The following is a 19625-nucleotide window of genomic DNA, read 5'->3' as shown; positions in this document are numbered from 1 at the left end:
TTATCCTATTTGTACTAAGCTATCCCCAAGATTTACATTTTGGCCTTTTTCAACATCAATAGAAACAACTGTTCCATCTATTGGAGCTACTATTTCATTTTCCATTTTCATAGCTTCAAGTATAGCTATAACTTGGCCTTTCTTTACTTTGTCTCCATTACTAACCATTATATTTACTATAGTCCCTGGCATTGGAGCATCTATAGCTTCTCCTGAACCTGCAACTTGAACTTCCTTCTGAGGTTTTGGTGCCTTCTCTTGAATTATAGGCTGTGGTTTTTCTCCTTTTTTCACTTCTTCAATTTCAACTTCGTAAACTTTTCCATTTAATGTTATGTGATATGTTTTAGCGCTCATTTTTATCTCTCCCTTAAAAATTTCATTATTATAGCGATTATTTTATTCTTGTTATTCTCTTTACATGAAGATTAGGATTTATTTTTCCTTCACCTGCCATTATAGATGCTGCAAGTGCAACTACTACTCTATCTTCTTCATCATCTTCGTCAAAAGCTATTTGCTCTGTTTCTACTTCTTTTTTTATAACTGTTTTTACTTGTGGTTTTGCTTTAAATATATATTTAAACGAAGACAATACAAGAGATATCAATATTAAAGTTAAAAATACTATAGTCATACTAGATATAGTTATATTGATAGCTTCCATTATACTTATTTCATTACCAAACATTAATTATCACCCATTTTCTACATAGTTACTGTTATATAGTGAATTTTATTTTCTTCACTTAACTCTTCTTCTTTTTTTGGATTGTATTTATTTTCTAAGAAGTTCGGTGCTACTTGTGGGAATAGTGCATATGTTAATACATCTTCATCACACTTAGCTAATTTTCCAGCTTCAGACTTTATCTTTTCAAATTCTGGTTCTAAAAGATCTGCCGGTCTTATAGTTATAACTTCTTCTTCACCTATTATTTTTTTCTTAATATCTTTATCTATAGGTGCTGGAGCTTTTCCATATTGTCCTTTTATATAATCTTTTATTTCTTTTGGAACTAGTTTATATCTCTCTCCAGTTAATACATTGAATAAAGCTTGAGTTCCTACCATTTGACTCATAGGTGTAACTAATGGAGGGTATCCAAGGTCTGCTCTAACTCTTGGAACTTCTTTTAATACATCTTCGTATTTTTCAGTTGCATTTTGTTGCTTTAACTGAGAAAGTAAATTAGAAAGCATTCCGCCTGGAACCTTATAATTTAAAGTTTGAGGCTCTGTTAATAACACTTTTGGATTTAAAGTACCTTGTTCCATATATTTATCTCTTATAGGTTTAAAGTATTCTGCAACTTCTAGTAGTGCTTCCATATTTAACCCTGGGTTTCTTTCCATTTCACTAAATGTTACAGCTAAGGATTCTGTTGGAGGTTGAGATGTTCCTCCAGAAAATGGAGATATTGCGGTATCTATTATATCTACTCCAGCCTCAACAGCTTTCATATATATCATATCCGCTATCCCACTAGTACAATGCGTATGTAATTCTATTGGCAGGTTACTTATGGATTTCATCTTTTTAACTAGCTCATAAGCGTTATAAGGAGTTAAAACTCCAGCCATATCTTTTATACATATAGAATCTGCCCCCATAGATTCCATGTCCTTTAAAACACCTAAGTAATACTCTGTTGTATGAACATCACTTGTAGTGTAGGAAATTGCACACTGACAATGCCCTCCATATTTTTTGATAGCTTTCACAGATGCTTCGATATTTCTAACATCATTTAACGCATCAAATACTCTTATTATATCAATACCGTTTTCCAGTGAAAGTTTAATAAATTTATCAACTAGGTCATCTGCATAGTTTCTATATCCAAGAAGATTTTGTCCTCTTAAAAGCATTTGTAGTTTAGTGTTTTTTACTTTTTTTCTTATTTTCCTTAATCTTTCCCATGGGTCTTCGTTTAGAAAACGTATGCATGCATCAAACGTCGCTCCACCCCAAACTTCCATAGAGTGATATCCTACCTTGTCCATAGTTTCTAATATAGGTAGTATTTCTTCTGTGGTTAACCTTGTAGCAATTAAAGACTGATGGCCATCCCTTAATGCTGTTTCAGTTATTTTTAACTGATTCACTATATCCTCACACTCCTAATTTTATAAATATATACCCAATTTAAAATTTTACCTCAATTACATTATATATTGTTTCGTTTAATTTCTAAAGCCTTTTTAATATTTTTCATTGTTTTTTTAGTGTGCTTTTTCAATAATTAATCGTTTTATTAAGCTTTTTTCTTATTTGAATTATTTTTATATAGTAAGATTTTTTTTAGTTTTTTGTCTTTTTTTATTTTTTAAGTATTGGTATTTTTGTTTTTTTAAGTTAAAATTTAAAATATAAAAAACATTTTCACATTTTAATTTGAAAGGTAGAAATCATGAATAATTGGATTGATGAAATCGTAAAAAATACAAATTTTTCTCAGAATAAACCTTTACGAGACGTTGTCTACGAAAGTTTAAGGACAACAATAATAACTGGTAAAATACCAGTTGGTGAACGTATAATTGAAAAAGAATATGCTGATAAACTAAAAATTAGTAGAACTCCAATACGTGAAGCTTTAAAGAAACTACAGTCAGAAGAACTTGTTGAATATATTCCAAAGTATGGAGTAGTTGTAAAAACCGTTACTAAAGATGATGCTTTAGAGGTCTATAAAATAAGAGAGGCATTAGAAATTTTAATTATTGATAACACTATAGATAATATTACTGAAAATGAAATATGTCAAATAAAAAATTTACTAGATTTAACAGAATTAAAAAATTCTGAAGGAAAATTAGATGAAGTTCAAAATTTATTTAAAGAGTTTAATGATTCCATATATAAATCTAGTAAAATGAATAGACTACCTTTAATGATATCTCAGCTAAATGATTACTTACATCATTTTAGAAATATTTCAATACTCGATGAAAATAGAAGAAAAAATGCAATTTTTGAACACAGAAAAATTTTAGAAGCTATTGTAAATAAAGATAGAGATTTAGCTGAAAAATTCATAAAAAAACACTTGAAAGATTCATTATCTATAGTTTTAAAAGAAATATAGGGGCTTATATAAGCCCCTATATTTTATAGAATGTATCGTAAACCTCATCTAAAAAAATTACTATTGATAACAAATCTGCACTACCTCCAGGACTTATATGCCTATCTATGTATTCTAGTTCCAATTCAAGTGCTAATTTTTTTCCCTCGTCAGTAATCATTCCTCCTAAGTTCAATAAATTTTTACAATCTTTGTGTACTTTTTTCAATGTTTCTATATCGTGCCTATATACAATAGTGCTATCTTCAACTTCACTCATTAATATTAATAATGTATGTGAGTAAAGATCATTTCCTTTTAATTCTAATTTTAACTCTTTATATTCAGTTAATATTTTATTAAATATAAAATCCAATCCATCACTGACTTGACCCCTTATCCCTGTAAATTTATATTTTTTGTATAACTTTTCTCCATGACTTAATGTTTCTTTTTTATCCAATTTTTTAAAGTCATCTAATATATCTTTAACCATGCTTTTTATAATTTTTTGTATATTTCCAAAAGACTTTTTATCATATATATTTTTTGATACCCCAGCTATTACTATTCCCATTAGAAATATCATACCCTTATGAGTATTTATTCCTTTTGTGGCCTTAAACATCTCTTCTTCTGATTTTTGCCCTACTTCTCTTATTTTTCTGAATATATTTTCTTCACTGTCATAGGAATATCCCTTCTCAGCCATTTTTTTCAAATATGGTACAATTGCGAATGCACTATCTAAAAAAGTATAATAATCCATATCATTATGTGCACCACTACTTATAGGAGATACTAATCCAAACGATGGATATGTTGATACCTCTGAAATTATAGACTTTAAAGCTAGATTAGATAACTTCGATGAAATAATCTCTCTTTTCTTTAAATAATTTATGTACTCATTGTATTTATTTTCAAAATATAATTTTATTTCATTTATACTATGACTTTGTTTTCTAGCGCAAATATTCGCATCTAATTTACATAAAAAACAGGACCTATTTCCTTTTCCTAAATCCCTGCGGGAGATAGTAAATATTTTATCTTCATTTAACTTATAAACATCTATATCAACACATCTACCTAAAATATGATTTTCTTCAATGTTAATCATTAATTTTTTAGTACTTAAACAATCTAAATCAATTAAAAAATGAGTTATATATCCCTCTAAACTTTTATATTTTTCCTTTGAAACTATAACTTCATTACATATTTCATTTATTTCATCGCTTATTACAGTTTGTATTTTATCTGTTATAAAATTTGATTTTGCTAATCCAGGATAATTAACCCTAACAGTTACTAATGTACATTTATTATATTCTTGAAGTAATTGCTCTTGAAGTTGCACTCTCCCTTCTCTATCTAGCAAAAATCTATCTATTTCGTTTAATTTCATTTCTTATTTTTTCCCCTTCTCTACTAAGTAAAAGATCATATGTAACACTAGGTACAATCTCTTTAATTGATTCTATTTTATCTTGTGATAATAATTTCCTTACATTTGATGCACTTATATCTTGTCCAGCATGTTGTTTCCTATCTACGATTTTAATATCAATGTCATATTTGGGTAAAATTTCATTTAAGCTTGAATTATATTCTTTCGTTACTATACATGAATTTTCACTACCTACATATCTAGATTTAATATTCAGTTTAGTAGCAAAATATTTTCCAAATATATTGCAATCAATTTTAGTGTACTCTTTTAAACTATCATCGTTTTCTTTTAAAAAATATGTTGGAAAAGTTGTACTTGAAATTATATACTCAGTACTTTCTACAACTAATACATTCCTTAAATCTTTAACTCCATTTTTGACTAATTCAAACCTTAAGTTAAAGGGAAATAGAGATTTGTCTTCCTCTACTAAAAAAACTATAACATTTTCATTTTCATTAGATGCTTTTTCTATTAAGTACCTATGACCTAGTGTAAATGGATTGCAATTCATTACCAAAGTAGCATATTCTTTAGTTGTATCTATATCATACTTTTTTATTAACTCGGATAAAACATCTTCTATTTTCCTATTTCCAATCTCTAGCAAACTTACTTTATCTGTCTCTATTATCAAACTGTAACCTAGCCTTTTAAATAAATACGTATTTTCTGGCTTTGTAAATACAAAGTTATGATATACACCCTCTTCAAATAGCTTTTCTGTTATTTTTGATACCAAAATATTTGAAATACCCTCTCCTTGGTAATCCTGATCTATTGCAAAACATTTTAAAATTTTCCCCAACTTAGAACATGTTGCAATTACATTTTTTCTATCTTTTAATACTATTGTATAATCAGCATTTTCATATTTTAAATTGAATTTACTTAAGAAATTTTCAACAATTTTAAATTCAGCATTAGAATTTAAATCTATAACCTCTATATCGTAATACATTTAACACCTCTCAACCTATTTAGTAAAAACTTTATTTATTAGAGTGAAACCTATCATAAATAAAAATAATGTAATAGCTATTATAGCCCCGTCTTTCCCACTAGCTATAGTATATTTTACTTTTTTATTAGCTATATCTTCAGCCTCTTTAAACATCCCTTCGCTTCTAATCTCTTTTAAAAGTTCTTTGTTGTTTTTTCTTTTTTTCTTAGCCATGTTCATCCTCCTTATTTTCTAATTTGTTTTCTTTGTTAATTAAAAACTTTTTTATAGCAAATAATATGGAAATAGATATAACTCCTATAAATAAATCATCAATAGAATTTTTTTTAGGAAGAAGTATCATTTTTCTAGCTATGGCGTATAATAGAACTTCTAATATAGCTTCTGCTTTATGTAAAGTAAGCATTATAACTAATTCTATAGCTATGACTAAAAGTAATATATGAGCTAAAATATTATTTAATTGATCATATTGTACAGGATTCTTAAAATCAACAATATAATATCCCCATATAATTCTCAAACTATCTATTGTTCCTAATATTACAACTCCAATTACAACTAAAGCTAGTACAAATTCAAATATATGAGATATTTTCAACACAGTACTCTTGTTATAAAATTTTTTCATTCTATATCCTCTAAAATTATATATTTTTATATGTGGAAAAAGAGCATTGTTTAAAACAACACTCTTTTATTATTGAGATTTAGAAAAATATTCCAAACATTATACTAGCTATTATAAGCATCATTCCTCCACCTAATCTAGATGAAATTTGTGCAAATGAAATTAAATCCATACGCTTTGCTGCCCCTAATACTGCTAAATCTCCTGAACCTCCTCTGTTTGCCATACACAGTCCTGCTGTTATAGCTGTCTCTATTGGATAAAATCCAACTATCCATCCAATAACTCCAGATCCTATTATAGCTCCTATCACTATAAAAGTTGCTATTACAAGATTAGATATTGTAAATGCAGCTATTATTTCACCTAAATCTGTTAAAGCTATCCCAACTCCAACCATTATTACCAATAAAAATTGTTTTGAGAAAAATCCTTGTAATTTTTTTGCTCCTTCTTTTAATTCTAAAGGTATAAAGTTTAATACATTGCATCCCGCAACTAAAAGAACCATCCATGCAAATCTATGAATTTCTATCTTAACATCTATTCCAAATAGAGTAAATTGTGGTATTTTAACCAGTTCTCCTAGTATATTTCCCGCAACATAAAATGTAGCCGATAATACTAGTCCTGCTGCAACCTCTCTTGCTGTTACTTTTACTTCTACTTTTTCATCTAGTTTTGATAAGTCTTCTGCATTTCTTATAAGTTCACCTTTCCCATTAAACTTACTTCCAAACTTTGTTTGTCCAAATTTATTTAGCATTGCGGCAGTTATTATGGCTACTATATTAGCTATAGTTAGTATTGATAATGCAAATGATAAAAACTTTCCTGGATCTCCTCCTGTTACACTTGAATATATTTCGCTCATTGGAATTGCACCAGCTCCTGTTCCTCCTCCCATTATAGGAAGAACATAAGAAGTTGCTATTTTACTAGCCGGTATACCAAATATCATTCCCCCAAATACTCCAAATACAAATGCACAAAAAACTCCACCTAATATTGCAGGTATATAACCTGCAAAAGCCTTTAATAAAAGTTTTCTATTAACAGCTAATATAGACCCTGTTATTAATACAGCTATAAACAAATCTAGAAAATCTGCTGTATCCATAAACATTTTTACAGTTTCAACAGTGCTCTTTGGTATAAACCCTATATAAACTAACCATGCTGATCCTAGAAAAGCTAGTATAGACCCTCCTCCAACATATTCTTTCCATATAGGGATTCTATCTCCTATAGTTCCAAATAATATTCCTATAGTGTAAAGTAATGCAAATGCTCCTAAAGAATTATCAGGTAACTTCCCTTTTAACATTGCAAATATTACTATTCCTGTAATAACAGCAAACATCTGCCATGGTATCCCAAACATTTTAAATGACGATTTTCCAGATAATTCTTTTTTATTTTTTACATCTACTGTTGTCATTAGTTAAACCCCTCCAAATTTTATATATTAATATATTCTAAGGCTATTTATATCCATAAGTATTATTAGTTTATTTTTTTATCTTCTTAACAACATCAATTATGCTTCCATCTCTATATTCAATTACTGCAATTACTTCATCTGTAAACTCTATTTCCTTAGGTGTACCTAATAATCTAATCGCTATATTTCTCAACTCATTTAATGTTACTACATTTATACCAGCTTCTATAAATTTCTCTTTTAAATCATCACGATTAGGATTAACGGCTACTCCATAGTCTGTAACAACAACATCTACAGTTGATCCTGGTGTAACTACAGTAGTAACTTGGTCTATTACTGTTGATATTCTGCCTCTTGTTAACGGAGCTACTAATATTGATATTTTAGCAGCTGCAGCCGTATCACTGTGCCCTCCTGATGCAGCTCTTATAACTCCATCAGATCCCGAAATAACGTTTACATTAAAATCCGTATCAATTTCTAATGCACTTAATATAACAAAGTCTAAGTTGTTTACACCTGCTGATTTATTAAATGGATTTGCATAAAAATCAGCACTAACTTCTACATGTCTCTTATTTTTTCCTACAGATTCAGCTGCAAACAAATCAAAACTTTGAACATCGTATAATTGTTTTACTAATCCTTCCTCAAGTAACTCTACCATTGGTTTAGTTATCCCTCCTAAGGCATAACTACATTTAATTCCTTGTTTGATTAGTTCCTCTTTTACAAATCTAGTAACAGCAAGTGAAGCTCCTCCTGACCCTGTCTGCATAGAAAAGCCATCTTTAAATAATCCTGATGCCAACATTACATCTAATACTCGTTTTGCCATTAATAATTCTTTAGGATTAGATGTAAATCTAGTTGCTCCAGACATTATCCCTTTTGAATCTCCTATTTCATCTACCACTACAACATAATCAACTACTGTTTGTGGTATACTTTGAGGAAAGTTAGGGTAGTCAACTAGTGTGTCCGTAACTACTATTACTTTATCTGCATACTGTGCATCTACCATAGCATACCCTAAAGATCCACAAATTGATTTTCCCTTAACTCCATTTGCATTTCCCATACAATCAGATGATGAAGCTGCTAAAAATGCAACATCTATTTTTAAATCACCTTCAACTATAGCTCTAGCCCTTCCTCCATGTGATCTTATGACTGCTGGGTTTTCACCTAGTATTCCTTCTGATATTTCATTTGCTAACCTTCCTCTAAGGCCACTACTTTCAATTCTATTAACAACTCCACTTTTTATATGTTCAACTAAACCTCCATGGCAATTTGCAAGCGAGCTAGATGCTATCCTAATATCTTTTATCCCCATTTCAGATAATAAATCTGTTACCATCATAACTAACTTATCACCCGCTCTAAAATGATGATGAAAAGATATTGTCATTCCATTTTTTACTCCAGCTTTTATTATTGCATCCTTTAACGAATCTATAACTTTAGTTCTTTTAACCTTGTCTTTTATATTTTTACTGCTAGAATCTAAAATTGTCCCTTTCGGTTGGTTTTTAAATGCAGAATCATATGATTTTCTGTGCTCATACCCTTTTATACTTTTTAATAAGCTTTCTTCTATTCTTTTATTATTCATTATTTTTCACCTCCTATGTTTATTCCAGATGCCTTAGCTAATGTTAAAACATGTTGAGCTCTTTCTATTATTGGCTTATCAACCATCTTACCATCTACAGTAAAAACTCCTTTACCTTCAGCTACAGCTTGTTCTGTAGCTTTTATAATTTTATATGACTTATCTATAACTTTTTTATTTGGAGTATATACCTTATGTACTAATTCTACTTGTCTTGGGTGAATTAAAGACTTGCCGTCAAATCCTAATTGTTTAATAAATTTAGCTTCATTTATAAATCCTTCGTCATTATTCACATCTGAATAAACCGTATCATGTACACTTACCCCAGCCGCTCTTGCCGCTAATACTACCATTCCTCGTGCTGCGTGTAGCTCATGTCCTTCTATAGATCTATTAGTTTTCATACATGTAACAAAGTCCTCTCCACTTAAAGCTATTCCTATAAGCCTTTTAGATGATGTCGCTATACTATATGCATTTAATACTGCCATAGGAGATTCTAAAGCAGCCATAAGTTTAGTACTTCCTATTTCTTTTCCTATTTCCTTTTCAATTCTTTCAACTTCATTTTCTACAGTTGAAACATCTTCAGCTTTATCTGCCTTTGGAATTCTTATCACATCAACTCCAGCTCTTACAACAGCCTCCAAGTCTTCTCTCCAAAATTCTGTATCTAATGCATTTATCCTTACTACTGTTTCTATATCTAATTCTTCATAGTAATCACCTAATTCTTTTAACATATTATATACTAGTAACCTAGCTGAATCTTTTTCTGTTATTGCTATTGCATCTTCTAAATCTAGCATAATCGAATCTGGTTTATATATATGAACATCTCTTATTAATCCAGGATTATTTCCAGGAACAAATAACATCGAACGTCTTAATTTCATAAAATACCTCCTTATATGTACTTATAATCTTTATTTTTGGCTGATCTATATACAGCTGTTTGTACCCTACTTTTTATAACTGGATCTATTGCTCCTTTGTCATTTGCAAATATTTTAGCATTTTCTATATTTAAGCTTTCTAAGGTTTCTTTTATAACACTTTCTATTTGTTCCCCAAATTGTGCCATTACTGTACTTTTAAGATTCAATTCTATCCCATTGCAGCTTGGCTCTATGATTATTTGAATATCACTCGACTCTAATGTCCCAGCACTAGCAGTTACCTTTAATTCCATATGTTTTACTCCCTTTCTCTTTAATTATTTGTTCTTATACTAAATCAGTAAATTGTATACAATTTACTGATTTAGTATACTTTATTTCAGTGTAGCATACAAATCTCACTCATTCAATAAATCGTTTTCATCAACTGTGTTTTTTTAGTGTATTTATATAACTTAATAGGATATCCAAAATTTTTATTAAGGGTAATTTCATTTAACGTAAAAAAATAAGCATTGGATAATATTATCCAATGCTTATTTTTTTATTTCACATGCTTTTATAAATGCTTTTTTTGCATTATATACATGAATCCTAGCAACTTTTTCTGCCAATTCCTCATCTCCAATTTCAATAGCTTTTACTATATCTTTATGCTCTTTTATAGCTTCTTCTCTTCTTTCATTTGTCATTAAACTTATTCTTCTCAAACTTTTCAAATAATCGTATATAGTTTCTAATCTTTCTATTAACCTTTTGTTTTTGCTTGCATTTAACAGTATTTGATTATACTCGTTATGAGCCTTTATATACTCACTATTGTTACTATTTTTTATAGATTCTTCCATTATGCTTATTATTTCATTTAACCTTCTAATTTCTAGTCTTGTTATATGTAAACAGGCCAACCTTGAAACTAATCCCTCTAAAACTTCCCTTATATCATATATTTCAATTGCATCTTCTTTAGATATCCCTTTTACTAAAGTTCCCTTTCTAGGTACATTAACTGCTAACCCTTCTATTTCTAATTGTCTTAAAGCCTCTCTTACAGGAGTTCTACTGACCCCCATTCTTTCAGCAATATGATTTTCAATCAGTCTATCTCCTTGATTTAGTTTACCTTCAAATATTGCATTTCTAATTTCATGTAAAACAATCTCTCTAATTGGCCTTATATCATCATTCTCAACTTTATCAAATATTATATTCATATATATCTACATCCTTAAATTCAGCTATTTTTTCCCCTAATAGTATTATAGTTGCTAATACAATAATATACAAATATTTTATAGCTTTTACTTTATCTGTCCTAAATTTTGAAATGGAAACAATCTCATACTTACTTCGCCAACTATTTCATTTTTATTCACAACTCCAACATCAGAATCTCTACTATCTTTACTTACTAATCTATTATCACCCATAGCAAAATAACTATCACTTGGTATTTTTATATCTATATCTCCCGCTGTGTAAGTATCTTCTAAATACGGCTCGTCTACTAGCTTATCATTTATATATACTTGCCCACTTTCTATTACTAAATGATCATTTGGGAGTCCTATAATTCTTTTTACTAAACTCTTTTTCTCTCCATCATTATTTTTCAAGTCAGTTTTAAATACTACTATGTCTCCTCTATTCGGATTCCCAGTTTTATATGCTAACTTGTTTATTATCAAGTAATCTTTAGTATTCAAAGTTGGATACATTGATTCTCCACTCACAACTGTAGGTACAATAAAATATGTAACTATAAGCCCCATACATATAGCTAACGTTATAACCTTTACCCATTCGATAGTTTTTTCTATAACTTTTTCTTTCATGTTATCCCCCCATACATTTATTCATGTAATTAGTTTTCTATTTTTATAAATGTATGTCCTTTGCTAATTCTAGGCTTTCGTACTCTATTTTATTGCATAAAAAAAACCTAGATAACAATTTGTTACCTAGGTTTACATATATATTCATTATATTAAATAATAGGGTTTATCATTCTCTCTTTTAATACTTCTTTCGCTTTTTCATGGTATTTCATGTATTTTTCTTTCGGATAATCTCTAAAATTAGAAAGTTCTCCTTTTACTCCATATTGCCTAAATGGTATTAATTTAAATTTAGTATATTCATTTAAATTTTTTATATATTTAACCTCATCTATAAATGTATCCCAATCATCATTTATGTTTTCGATTAATACAGTTCTTATTTCATATAGTTTTTCAGTTTTAGCACATTTATTTATATTATTAAAAACTATATTATTTTCTATTCCTGTAACATTTATATGAGTATCCCCTTTAAACGCCTTTAAGTCAAACATAAATCCATCTACATGTTCTATAAGCTTATCAATATCTTTTTCTTTTACATTTCCATTTGTATCAACAAAAACATTTAGATTTGTTTTTTCATGAATAATATCAGCAAATTCTACTATAAAATCACTATAAATAGTACACTCTCCTCCAGAAAACGTAATACCATCTATAAGGTTTTTATATTTATTGATATAGTTAAATAGTTCAGTTGTATCGTAATAAGTAATTTTAGGTGAAGCAAATTTCTTACACACACCTATACATTCATCACAATTTATGCATTTGTTTTTATCATATTTTATTTTACCTTCAAATGTAAGTGCTCCTGCCTTGCATACATCTATACACTCTTTGCATGAAAAGCAAATATTTTGGGTTTCTGGATTATGACAATATATACACTCCATATTACAACCTTGCAAAAATATACTTATCCTACATCCAGGCCCATCTATAAAACTCATATTTATAATTTTATTAACAGGAGCTTTCATTAAACAGTTCTTACCTTTCTTTCTTCGATTCCATTTTTCATACTTAATGCACCTAAAACAACTGAGTCTTCTCTTAAGTTTTTGCCTTCATTAAATTTATTTATATCCGTCTTTTTAACTAGGTATCCAGTTATTCTTATAAATTCCGAAGAATCGCTGTTTATAGATAATACTCTTATTCCATTTTCAAGAGCTCCTTTTACAACTCTAAGCATTCCATCTATATTATTTTTTGCAGTTTCATCAAATAAATATATATCACTACATCCCGTATCAAAATACTTATGAAGTTTTCCTGATAAATTAATATGATCAAATATATCAGGTTCACATCCATACTTGATTCTAATCGCAGGAGTTGTATCTGTGTCCGATTCTAATCCCCCTTGTGCATGGACTCCATGCTTACCTTTTGTTCCTCCACAATACAGAGCATCTTCATTTCTAACTAATTCAGCAAATCGTTTGCATATTTCTTCTGCTACCTCATTCGCTCTCTCATCATGACCCATTTGTTTTCCTGTAAATATTTCAACACATTCAAAAGTTCCATATATAGATAGCATAGATTTAAATTTATTTAAATCTATTAACTCCTCTTTTGCTAAGAATGAACTTTCAAAGAACTTAACGTCTTCAACTAAATATTTAATTCTAGCATTTGTAAGTTCTGATAGTGATTTTACTGCTTTTGGAAGTTGTACATTCATAAAATCTTCATAATCTTTACTTTCTTCTGCTAATGCTTTTAAATTTAATCTAGTTAGTGTATGTGCTCCACCACCTATTCTAAGTGAGTTATAACAACTAACTACACCATAATCTTCTCCTAAATCATTAGTCATTAATTTATGGTTTACAAAGTATGGCTTTATATTTTCAAGAGCTGATTCTATACCATACTTTATAAGGTCATCTGGAGTTTCTTCACTACACTTTAAAGTAACATTAGGTATAGCTTTTCTAAGTTCTCTTTCTATTTGTATGACTAGTCTTCCAACTTTGCTATCTTTTGGTCCTATATTCATATGAACAAATGCATCCGGTAAGGTTCTATCTATGTTTATAAGTAGCATTTTTATTAAATTGTAAGCTTCTTTTTCACTTACAGTATCCATAAATGGCTCTAATACATCGTCTATTTGACCTACATAAACAGGATACCCAGTTATAGATGGTACATATTTATAAAGTATTAACATTGCATTAACAGCCTCATATAAATCTTTTGGTGGCTGTATATCTAAGTACTCACTACCTTGTTTTATAAACTTTACATAGTCAGGTAGTACGTATCTAGGTCTATATGGTCTAGCGCCTTCATTCATATCACATAATATTTTTTTATCTAAATAAGACTTTGTTTCTTCGCTTATTTTTAAAGGCGCTAAAGAATCTTCTGCTAATCTTGCCATATTAGCTCTTTTTTCATGATATTGCATATCCATAGAGTGTAATATTTGTTCTATACTGTTCATTATTTAGTCCCCCATTATTTTATATTTATTACATCAATTCTATCACACTAATAAACATTTGTTAATAGGAATAAACATTTATTTATATTTTTTATAATTTAATTTTATTATGCACTTAAATAAAATAGCAGCTTAATCATATCGATAAGCTGCTACTTTTATTAAAATCCTATGTATAATCCAATTGTTAAAAATGCTATGTATAATCCAATTGTTAAAAATGCTATACACACTACAATTATTGCTCCTATTAATGGAGCTATATATCTTAACCATTTAGACCATGGTATTTTAGCAAATGCTAGTGCGCCCATTAAAACTCCTGACGTAGGTGTAATTAAATTAATAATACCAGTTCCAAATTGATACGCAGTTATTATTAACTGACTAGATACTCCAACTAAATCTGAAAGTGGATATAATACAGGTATTGTAAGTGATGCAAGTCCTGATGATGAAGGTATTAAAAATGCCAGTACAGATTCTAACACAAAAGATAAATTTATAAATAGTCTAAACTTTCACCAATTTCACATTCATTATAAATTTTCACTAATAAAAATTAATACTCAACTAAATATCACATGTATGTATTTTATAATCATAATTACTTTAGTTTTAATCAAAAAGACACTACGTGTCTTTATGAGTTTTTTTTATTCTACTTTTTATTATATAAACTATCGTAAATATAACAGCTATTATGCATACTAATAAAGAGTACTGTTTCAATATAGTTGTTATAATATGTATTTCATGTCCTAGCAAGTATCCTGCTGAAATTAAAGCCAAGTTCCATATTCCAATACCTATAGTTGAGTAAATTATAAAAGTTATTATATTCATTTTTATAACCCCAGCTACTATAGAAATAAATGTTCTAGCTACTGGAACTACTCTTGAGATCATTACAGACATTTTATCGTATTTTTTTATCCATGAATATGATGACATTACAGATTTTTCAGTCTTAGGAAACTTTCCTATTATAATTTCAATTAAAGGCTTCCCAAATTTATATCCTAAATAATAATTGACTATACATCCAGTTATTCCTCCTAATATGGATATAGTTACTACTTGTGCAAAATTCATATTATATTTAAATGCAAATATCCCTACTAATGGTAAAACTAATTCACTTGGTAGAGGAAGGTTTGCATATTCTAATGCTACTACAATAAAAACACTAATTAATCCATAGTTTATTATAAACTCTTCAACTAATGACCTAAACTCCAACCTCTCCACCTCTTTTACTAAACTTTTCAACTACTGTGTTTTAAACAGTACTGTATTTACTATAATATCATAGCTAGCCTAAATATATCAATATTATATTTTTATCCCCTATTTTATAATCATAATTATAATTTAGTTATTATAGTTTTGAACTTTAGGGATTTATATAATTTTTTCTCGCATATTGTATTTATTAATTCTTTGAAATTTCAGACTATAGGTTGTACAATTTAATTATAGGAACATATATTTATAAACTTTGTGGGGGGGTTTCTATATGTCTATATTTTTTTTAATTTCTTTTATGATTTTTTGAATATATTTTTTATCTATGGTTTGTATAAGGTATAGTTATATATCTAATTTAGCTATAAAAAACAAACTTGATTTTAATTCATTTTACATAAGAAACAATATTTTAGCATATGATACAGGGTTTAATAAAATTACAGATAATATAGCATTTTCATTATATAAAATATATAATAGACGTTAGCCTGAAAAAAGCGTTAATTAAGTTTAATTAACGCTTTTTTTGTTAAAGTTTATCTATATATTCCTTCAAATCAGCTTGAAGTTCTTCTATTTCGTATTCATTCATACATACATCTTTTGAATTTTCAAATATTCCTTGATCTATTCTTATAATTTCTTTGCTCGCTTTTTCGTATATATCTATCAATATATTTTTTATCTCAAATTTCATATTATCTTTGAAGCTTTCTATATCTTCTATTATATCCTTATTCATCTGATCTTGTTTTAACTTATCATATAATACTTTTCCAATTCCTCCAGTTACCGTACCTGCTAAAAGGAGTGGTGGACAGTAAGTAAGCATTGCTGCCCCTATTGTTACGCTTGGAGCAGATGCAGATAAAGCAGCTGCATATACAGCTAGTGCACTACCAGATGTAGCTCCAAGTAAAGCCCCTGTTCCAATAGTTGCTAGCATTTCGTTCATATCTATTTCTTCTTCATTTAATTTAACCTTAGGTAAATCGATATTGTAATCTCTATAGTTTATGTCTTTTATAAACTCTTTTATTTTATTATTAGTAATGCTATTAACTTCTTTTATACATTCATTCCACTCTTTAAAAAATAATTCATCCAATTTTACCTTTTCATTATTTATGACATTATTTATATAGCTATCATTTATATATTCTCTAGCTATATCCATATTTTTATTTATTCGATGTATTTCATCTTCTAAAAAGCTTTTATCCAACCACTCATTTATCTCAAACTCCATTTTAGCTTGTATATAATCAAACTTTCCATTTAATAAATTTTTATGATTTGATAATTCTTGTGATAGCATTTCTAATGACTTTAAGTATTCATAATGATATACCTTTTCTTTGTGTTTTAAGGCTTCTATAGATGAGTTTACACTTTGAAGTTTTATTTCATCATTACTAGTTCTAATACTTTTTAAAAATTCTATTAATGATACAAAGTTTCTTTTTAATTCATCTGAGTATTCTGATACCAAATCATGTTCTTTTGCTACAGCATTTTTTATTATATTATTTTGATACTCTAAATGAGATGATATTATAAAAAATTTATCTATATATAGGTCATATTCATCTTCTATATACTCTAAAACTTCTTGATGATTGTCATGTAGCAAATCTCCTTTGTTTAACACCCCAACTATAGGTTTACCATAAGATGCAATTAATTCTACAGCATCTTTTATATCTTCTTGCCCTATATGGGTTGAATCAAAAACATATAATATTATATCGGCATTTTGTATATATTGTATAGATTTATTTTCATTTTCTGATGTAATACTTTTTAATCCAGGCGTATCCACTATGCTAATATCCTTTAATACATCCGAATTTATACCTATATTTATGCAGTTTTGGTCTATTTCATAAGTTTCTTCTTCATTATAAAAAATATTTATAATCGATGATGTAGCTTCTAATACATCTACCTCTGATACCTCGCTTCCTACAATAGCGTTAACTAATGTAGATTTTCCTGACTTAACTTCTCCCATAATCGCTAATTTTAATTGGCTATATGGTTTCTCTAACAAAATATCAAAATTATTCATAACTTCTTCTAGGTTATGTTTAATAATCTTTTTAAAAGGTACATTTTTTTCTTTCATTAAATAATTTCTAACTGGAGATTCTATAAAAGTACATCTAGCTTCTTCAATATAATTATTTAAGTTACCCAACATAATCCCCCCATTTTTTTAAAATATTATCAATATCATTAACTTTCCTTAAATGTTCTTTTATTATCATATAATCTGTGTATTTTCTTCTAAATGCTTTGGTGGATTTATTAATTATATCTTTTTCTATACTGTTTAATTGACTATCTAGATAATTTAATAAATTTGACCTTAATTTATTCCTTTCATCTATAATTAAATACATATTTGTTTCGTAATTTTTTACTTTTTTTAATTTACTTAAAAGAGCGATTTCTTTATATTGATTTTTTTCTTCTTTTATTAAATATTCAATATTTAATATTTCTTTTGACTTGCTTATATTTACATCAATATGGTTTAAGTCATCTGTTTCATCACAACATAAAATTTTCTTATTTAAACTTAAATACATATTATTAAGTTCTATTTCTAGTAAGTTTTCTAATTTTTTTAATTGAGTATAAACACCATTAGCTTTTAAGTTTTCAATATTTGTACATGTATTTATTTTATTTTCAAAATATGATTTTAACTTCTCAATTTCATAATTTATATCTCTTTTTATTTGGTCAAATTTATATAAGTATTCATATAAATCTCTTTTGTAAATATTAATCACTTTTCCTAAATGTTCACTACTAATTTTTAAATGCATATATTTTGACTTAATTTGCATTTTTTCTGAATTTATTTTAAAATTGCTATTTATACTTTTTATTAATTCGTCTATATTGCTTAAATTAGTAAGTTTCTTATCATTACTTATATATCCATCAACTGCTTCTTTGGAAGATATAAAAACTATATCTGCAAAATAGTCTTTATATAAATTTACAACTTTTTCTCTAACTTTTGATAAGTCATTGCATTTATTTCTTATCTCATCGACTTTATTTACTACACAAATTATATTATTATAATCATCGCTTAATACATAATTTTCATTCAATTCAACTATCATATCGTTACTTGATTTTGAAACTATGTTCTTTGCATCTAAAATCCATATTACCCCATCTGCTCTTTTATAATAATTAGCCATTCGTTCTTTAGTATTTTTAAGTAAATTTTGATTTAAACCAGGGGTATCAACTATAATAAAATCATTTAAAATTCCACTTTTGTTTATATAATGCTTTACCTCCACAATATCGTATTTATATAAATACTGTTCTTCTAAAGACTTTTTGTAATCCTTTAAATCATAAACACTTAAATCATTATTCTTCTTTATTCTCTCAAATTTGTATTTTATAAATTTTTTTGAGTTCTTAACTTTTTCTTCTTCTTCTTCTAAAATTGATAACCCTTCATCATACTCATAAGATTTAGTTTCATATCCACGTACAATATCCATTTTTTTAGAATCAGATGCTGTTAATATATCTAACCTCCATGTATTTGGAGTGTCTTTTGTTTTTAATTTATTATCTTTTATCAGTGAGTTTATTAGAGTTGATTTTCCATATTTTCCAGGACCCATAACAAATAATAAAAATGGGTCTTTAAGTTCATTTATACTTTTAGAAATTATGTTTATTTCTTTTTCAATTTCAACTATAAGCTTATACGTTTTACTTGACTCTAAAAAAGATTGCATCTTCATATTTTTTAGAGTCTCTTTAATAGTTTCAATATCTGAATAGATTTCCATATAAACTTTTTCTCGATTTGAATAATACATAGCATCAATCCTTGAAATAAGTTTTTCATATACTTTAAATTATATTAATATACATACTCTTAATATGACTTACTTTATAAAACTAATTTCCTTAAGCATAAAAAAGCTATGCAA

The 19625-nt window shown here is 27.8% G+C and carries 20 protein-coding genes; 1 reads left to right on the top strand and 19 read right to left on the bottom strand.

The window, feature by feature from the left end; translation table 11 throughout:
* The 3 genes from VN21_RS12975 to VN21_RS12965 are packed head-to-tail and all read right to left on the bottom strand — an operon-like array spanning position 1 to position 2109.
* Positions 1-357: a DUF2118 domain-containing protein gene (locus VN21_RS12975; protein ID WP_046823619.1), complete on the bottom strand. Its 357-nt coding sequence runs from the start codon at positions 355-357 to the stop codon at positions 1-3.
* A gap of 37 nt (positions 358-394) precedes the next feature.
* Positions 395-691, bottom strand: a complete 297-nt coding sequence (locus VN21_RS12970) for an OadG family protein (RefSeq protein WP_046823618.1) — start codon at positions 689-691, stop codon at positions 395-397.
* A 17-nt stretch (positions 692-708) separates the two neighbouring features.
* A complete protein-coding gene (locus VN21_RS12965; RefSeq protein ID WP_046823617.1) occupies positions 709-2109 on the bottom strand; it encodes an oxaloacetate decarboxylase subunit alpha in 1401 nt (466 codons plus the stop codon).
* 305 nt (positions 2110-2414) lie between these two features.
* Between VN21_RS12965 and VN21_RS12960 the strand changes: the two genes are divergently transcribed.
* Positions 2415-3092: a GntR family transcriptional regulator gene (locus VN21_RS12960; protein ID WP_046823616.1), complete on the top strand. Its 678-nt coding sequence runs from the start codon at positions 2415-2417 to the stop codon at positions 3090-3092.
* Positions 3093-3108: 16 nt separating this feature from the next.
* Here VN21_RS12960 and citG read toward each other — a convergent pair whose 3' ends face one another.
* From citG to VN21_RS12880, 16 genes are all read right to left on the bottom strand, one after another.
* Positions 3109-4482, bottom strand: coding sequence for a triphosphoribosyl-dephospho-CoA synthase CitG (gene citG, locus VN21_RS18285; RefSeq protein WP_052952068.1), 1374 nt, complete (start codon positions 4480-4482; stop codon positions 3109-3111).
* On the bottom strand, positions 4460-5488 hold the full coding sequence (gene citC / locus VN21_RS12950) for a [citrate (pro-3S)-lyase] ligase (protein WP_046823615.1): 1029 nt from the start codon (positions 5486-5488) through the stop codon (positions 4460-4462). The genes citG and citC overlap by 23 nt, the downstream gene beginning before the upstream one ends.
* Positions 5489-5503: 15 nt before the next feature.
* Positions 5504-5704, bottom strand: a complete 201-nt coding sequence (locus tag VN21_RS12945) for a hypothetical protein (protein ID WP_046823614.1) — start codon at positions 5702-5704, stop codon at positions 5504-5506.
* Complete coding sequence (locus VN21_RS12940; protein ID WP_046823613.1) at positions 5697-6122, bottom strand: phosphate-starvation-inducible PsiE family protein; 426 nt, start codon at positions 6120-6122, stop codon at positions 5697-5699. The genes VN21_RS12945 and VN21_RS12940 overlap by 8 nt, the downstream gene beginning before the upstream one ends.
* A gap of 79 nt (positions 6123-6201) precedes the next feature.
* Positions 6202-7563, bottom strand: a complete 1362-nt coding sequence (citS, locus tag VN21_RS12935; RefSeq protein ID WP_046823612.1) for a citrate/sodium symporter CitS — start codon at positions 7561-7563, stop codon at positions 6202-6204.
* 70 nt (positions 7564-7633) lie between these two features.
* The gene (gene citF, locus VN21_RS12930) at positions 7634-9187 is read right to left on the bottom strand and encodes a citrate lyase subunit alpha (RefSeq protein WP_046823611.1); all 1554 of its coding nucleotides are present in this window, start codon (positions 9185-9187) and stop codon (positions 7634-7636) included.
* Positions 9187-10086: an aldolase/citrate lyase family protein gene (locus tag VN21_RS12925; RefSeq protein ID WP_046823610.1), complete on the bottom strand. Its 900-nt coding sequence runs from the start codon at positions 10084-10086 to the stop codon at positions 9187-9189. The genes citF and VN21_RS12925 overlap by 1 nt, the downstream gene beginning before the upstream one ends.
* Positions 10087-10097: 11 nt before the next feature.
* Positions 10098-10382 (bottom strand): citrate lyase acyl carrier protein, encoded by a 285-nt coding sequence (gene citD, locus VN21_RS12920; RefSeq protein WP_046823609.1) that lies wholly within the window; start codon positions 10380-10382, stop codon positions 10098-10100.
* A gap of 243 nt (positions 10383-10625) precedes the next feature.
* On the bottom strand, positions 10626-11303 hold the full coding sequence (locus VN21_RS12915; RefSeq protein WP_046823608.1) for a GntR family transcriptional regulator: 678 nt from the start codon (positions 11301-11303) through the stop codon (positions 10626-10628).
* A gap of 87 nt (positions 11304-11390) precedes the next feature.
* Positions 11391-11924, bottom strand: a complete 534-nt coding sequence (gene lepB, locus VN21_RS12910) for a signal peptidase I (RefSeq protein WP_046823607.1) — start codon at positions 11922-11924, stop codon at positions 11391-11393.
* Between the two features lie 152 nt (positions 11925-12076).
* Entirely contained in the window at positions 12077-12916 is an 840-nt protein-coding gene (locus VN21_RS12905) for a YjjW family glycine radical enzyme activase (protein ID WP_046823606.1), read from the bottom strand.
* A complete protein-coding gene (locus VN21_RS12900; RefSeq protein ID WP_046823605.1) occupies positions 12916-14394 on the bottom strand; it encodes a YjjI family glycine radical enzyme in 1479 nt (492 codons plus the stop codon). Before VN21_RS12900 ends, VN21_RS12905 begins: the two co-directional genes overlap by 1 nt.
* Before the next feature lie 161 nt (positions 14395-14555).
* Positions 14556-14900, bottom strand: coding sequence for an AbgT family transporter (locus VN21_RS12895; RefSeq protein WP_084822146.1), 345 nt, complete (start codon positions 14898-14900; stop codon positions 14556-14558).
* Between the two features lie 127 nt (positions 14901-15027).
* Positions 15028-15666: a DedA family protein gene (locus tag VN21_RS12890; RefSeq protein ID WP_084822144.1), complete on the bottom strand. Its 639-nt coding sequence runs from the start codon at positions 15664-15666 to the stop codon at positions 15028-15030.
* Between the two features lie 508 nt (positions 15667-16174).
* On the bottom strand, positions 16175-17845 hold the full coding sequence (locus tag VN21_RS12885; protein WP_046823602.1) for a dynamin family protein: 1671 nt from the start codon (positions 17843-17845) through the stop codon (positions 16175-16177).
* Positions 17838-19481, bottom strand: a complete 1644-nt coding sequence (locus VN21_RS12880) for a dynamin family protein (RefSeq protein ID WP_161794399.1) — start codon at positions 19479-19481, stop codon at positions 17838-17840. Before VN21_RS12880 ends, VN21_RS12885 begins: the two co-directional genes overlap by 8 nt.
* Positions 19482-19625: the final 144 nt, after the last annotated feature.

It is taken from the genome of Paraclostridium benzoelyticum (assembly GCF_001006285.1).
Lineage (GTDB): Bacteria > Bacillota > Clostridia > Peptostreptococcales > Peptostreptococcaceae > Paraclostridium > Paraclostridium benzoelyticum.
This window is presented reverse-complemented; position numbering and strand designations above follow the sequence as displayed.

Coding starts and splice junctions, on each gene's coding strand:
- VN21_RS12975 (WP_046823619.1), bottom strand. CDS start 357: ATGAGCGCTAAAACATATCACATAACATTAAATGGAAAAGTTTACGAA.
- VN21_RS12970 (WP_046823618.1), bottom strand. CDS start 691: ATGTTTGGTAATGAAATAAGTATAATGGAAGCTATCAATATAACTATA.
- VN21_RS12960 (WP_046823616.1), top strand. CDS start 2,415: ATGAATAATTGGATTGATGAAATCGTAAAAAATACAAATTTTTCTCAG.
- citG (WP_052952068.1), bottom strand. CDS start 4,482: ATGAAATTAAACGAAATAGATAGATTTTTGCTAGATAGAGAAGGGAGA.
- citC (WP_046823615.1), bottom strand. CDS start 5,488: ATGTATTACGATATAGAGGTTATAGATTTAAATTCTAATGCTGAATTT.
- VN21_RS12945 (WP_046823614.1), bottom strand. CDS start 5,704: ATGGCTAAGAAAAAAAGAAAAAACAACAAAGAACTTTTAAAAGAGATT.
- VN21_RS12940 (WP_046823613.1), bottom strand. CDS start 6,122: ATGAAAAAATTTTATAACAAGAGTACTGTGTTGAAAATATCTCATATA.
- citS (WP_046823612.1), bottom strand. CDS start 7,563: ATGACAACAGTAGATGTAAAAAATAAAAAAGAATTATCTGGAAAATCG.
- citF (WP_046823611.1), bottom strand. CDS start 9,187: ATGAATAATAAAAGAATAGAAGAAAGCTTATTAAAAAGTATAAAAGGG.
- VN21_RS12925 (WP_046823610.1), bottom strand. CDS start 10,086: ATGAAATTAAGACGTTCGATGTTATTTGTTCCTGGAAATAATCCTGGA.
- citD (WP_046823609.1), bottom strand. CDS start 10,382: ATGGAATTAAAGGTAACTGCTAGTGCTGGGACATTAGAGTCGAGTGAT.
- VN21_RS12915 (WP_046823608.1), bottom strand. CDS start 11,303: ATGAATATAATATTTGATAAAGTTGAGAATGATGATATAAGGCCAATT.
- lepB (WP_046823607.1), bottom strand. CDS start 11,924: ATGAAAGAAAAAGTTATAGAAAAAACTATCGAATGGGTAAAGGTTATA.
- VN21_RS12905 (WP_046823606.1), bottom strand. CDS start 12,916: ATGAAAGCTCCTGTTAATAAAATTATAAATATGAGTTTTATAGATGGG.
- VN21_RS12900 (WP_046823605.1), bottom strand. CDS start 14,394: ATGAACAGTATAGAACAAATATTACACTCTATGGATATGCAATATCAT.
- VN21_RS12880 (WP_161794399.1), bottom strand. CDS start 19,481: ATGGAAATCTATTCAGATATTGAAACTATTAAAGAGACTCTAAAAAAT.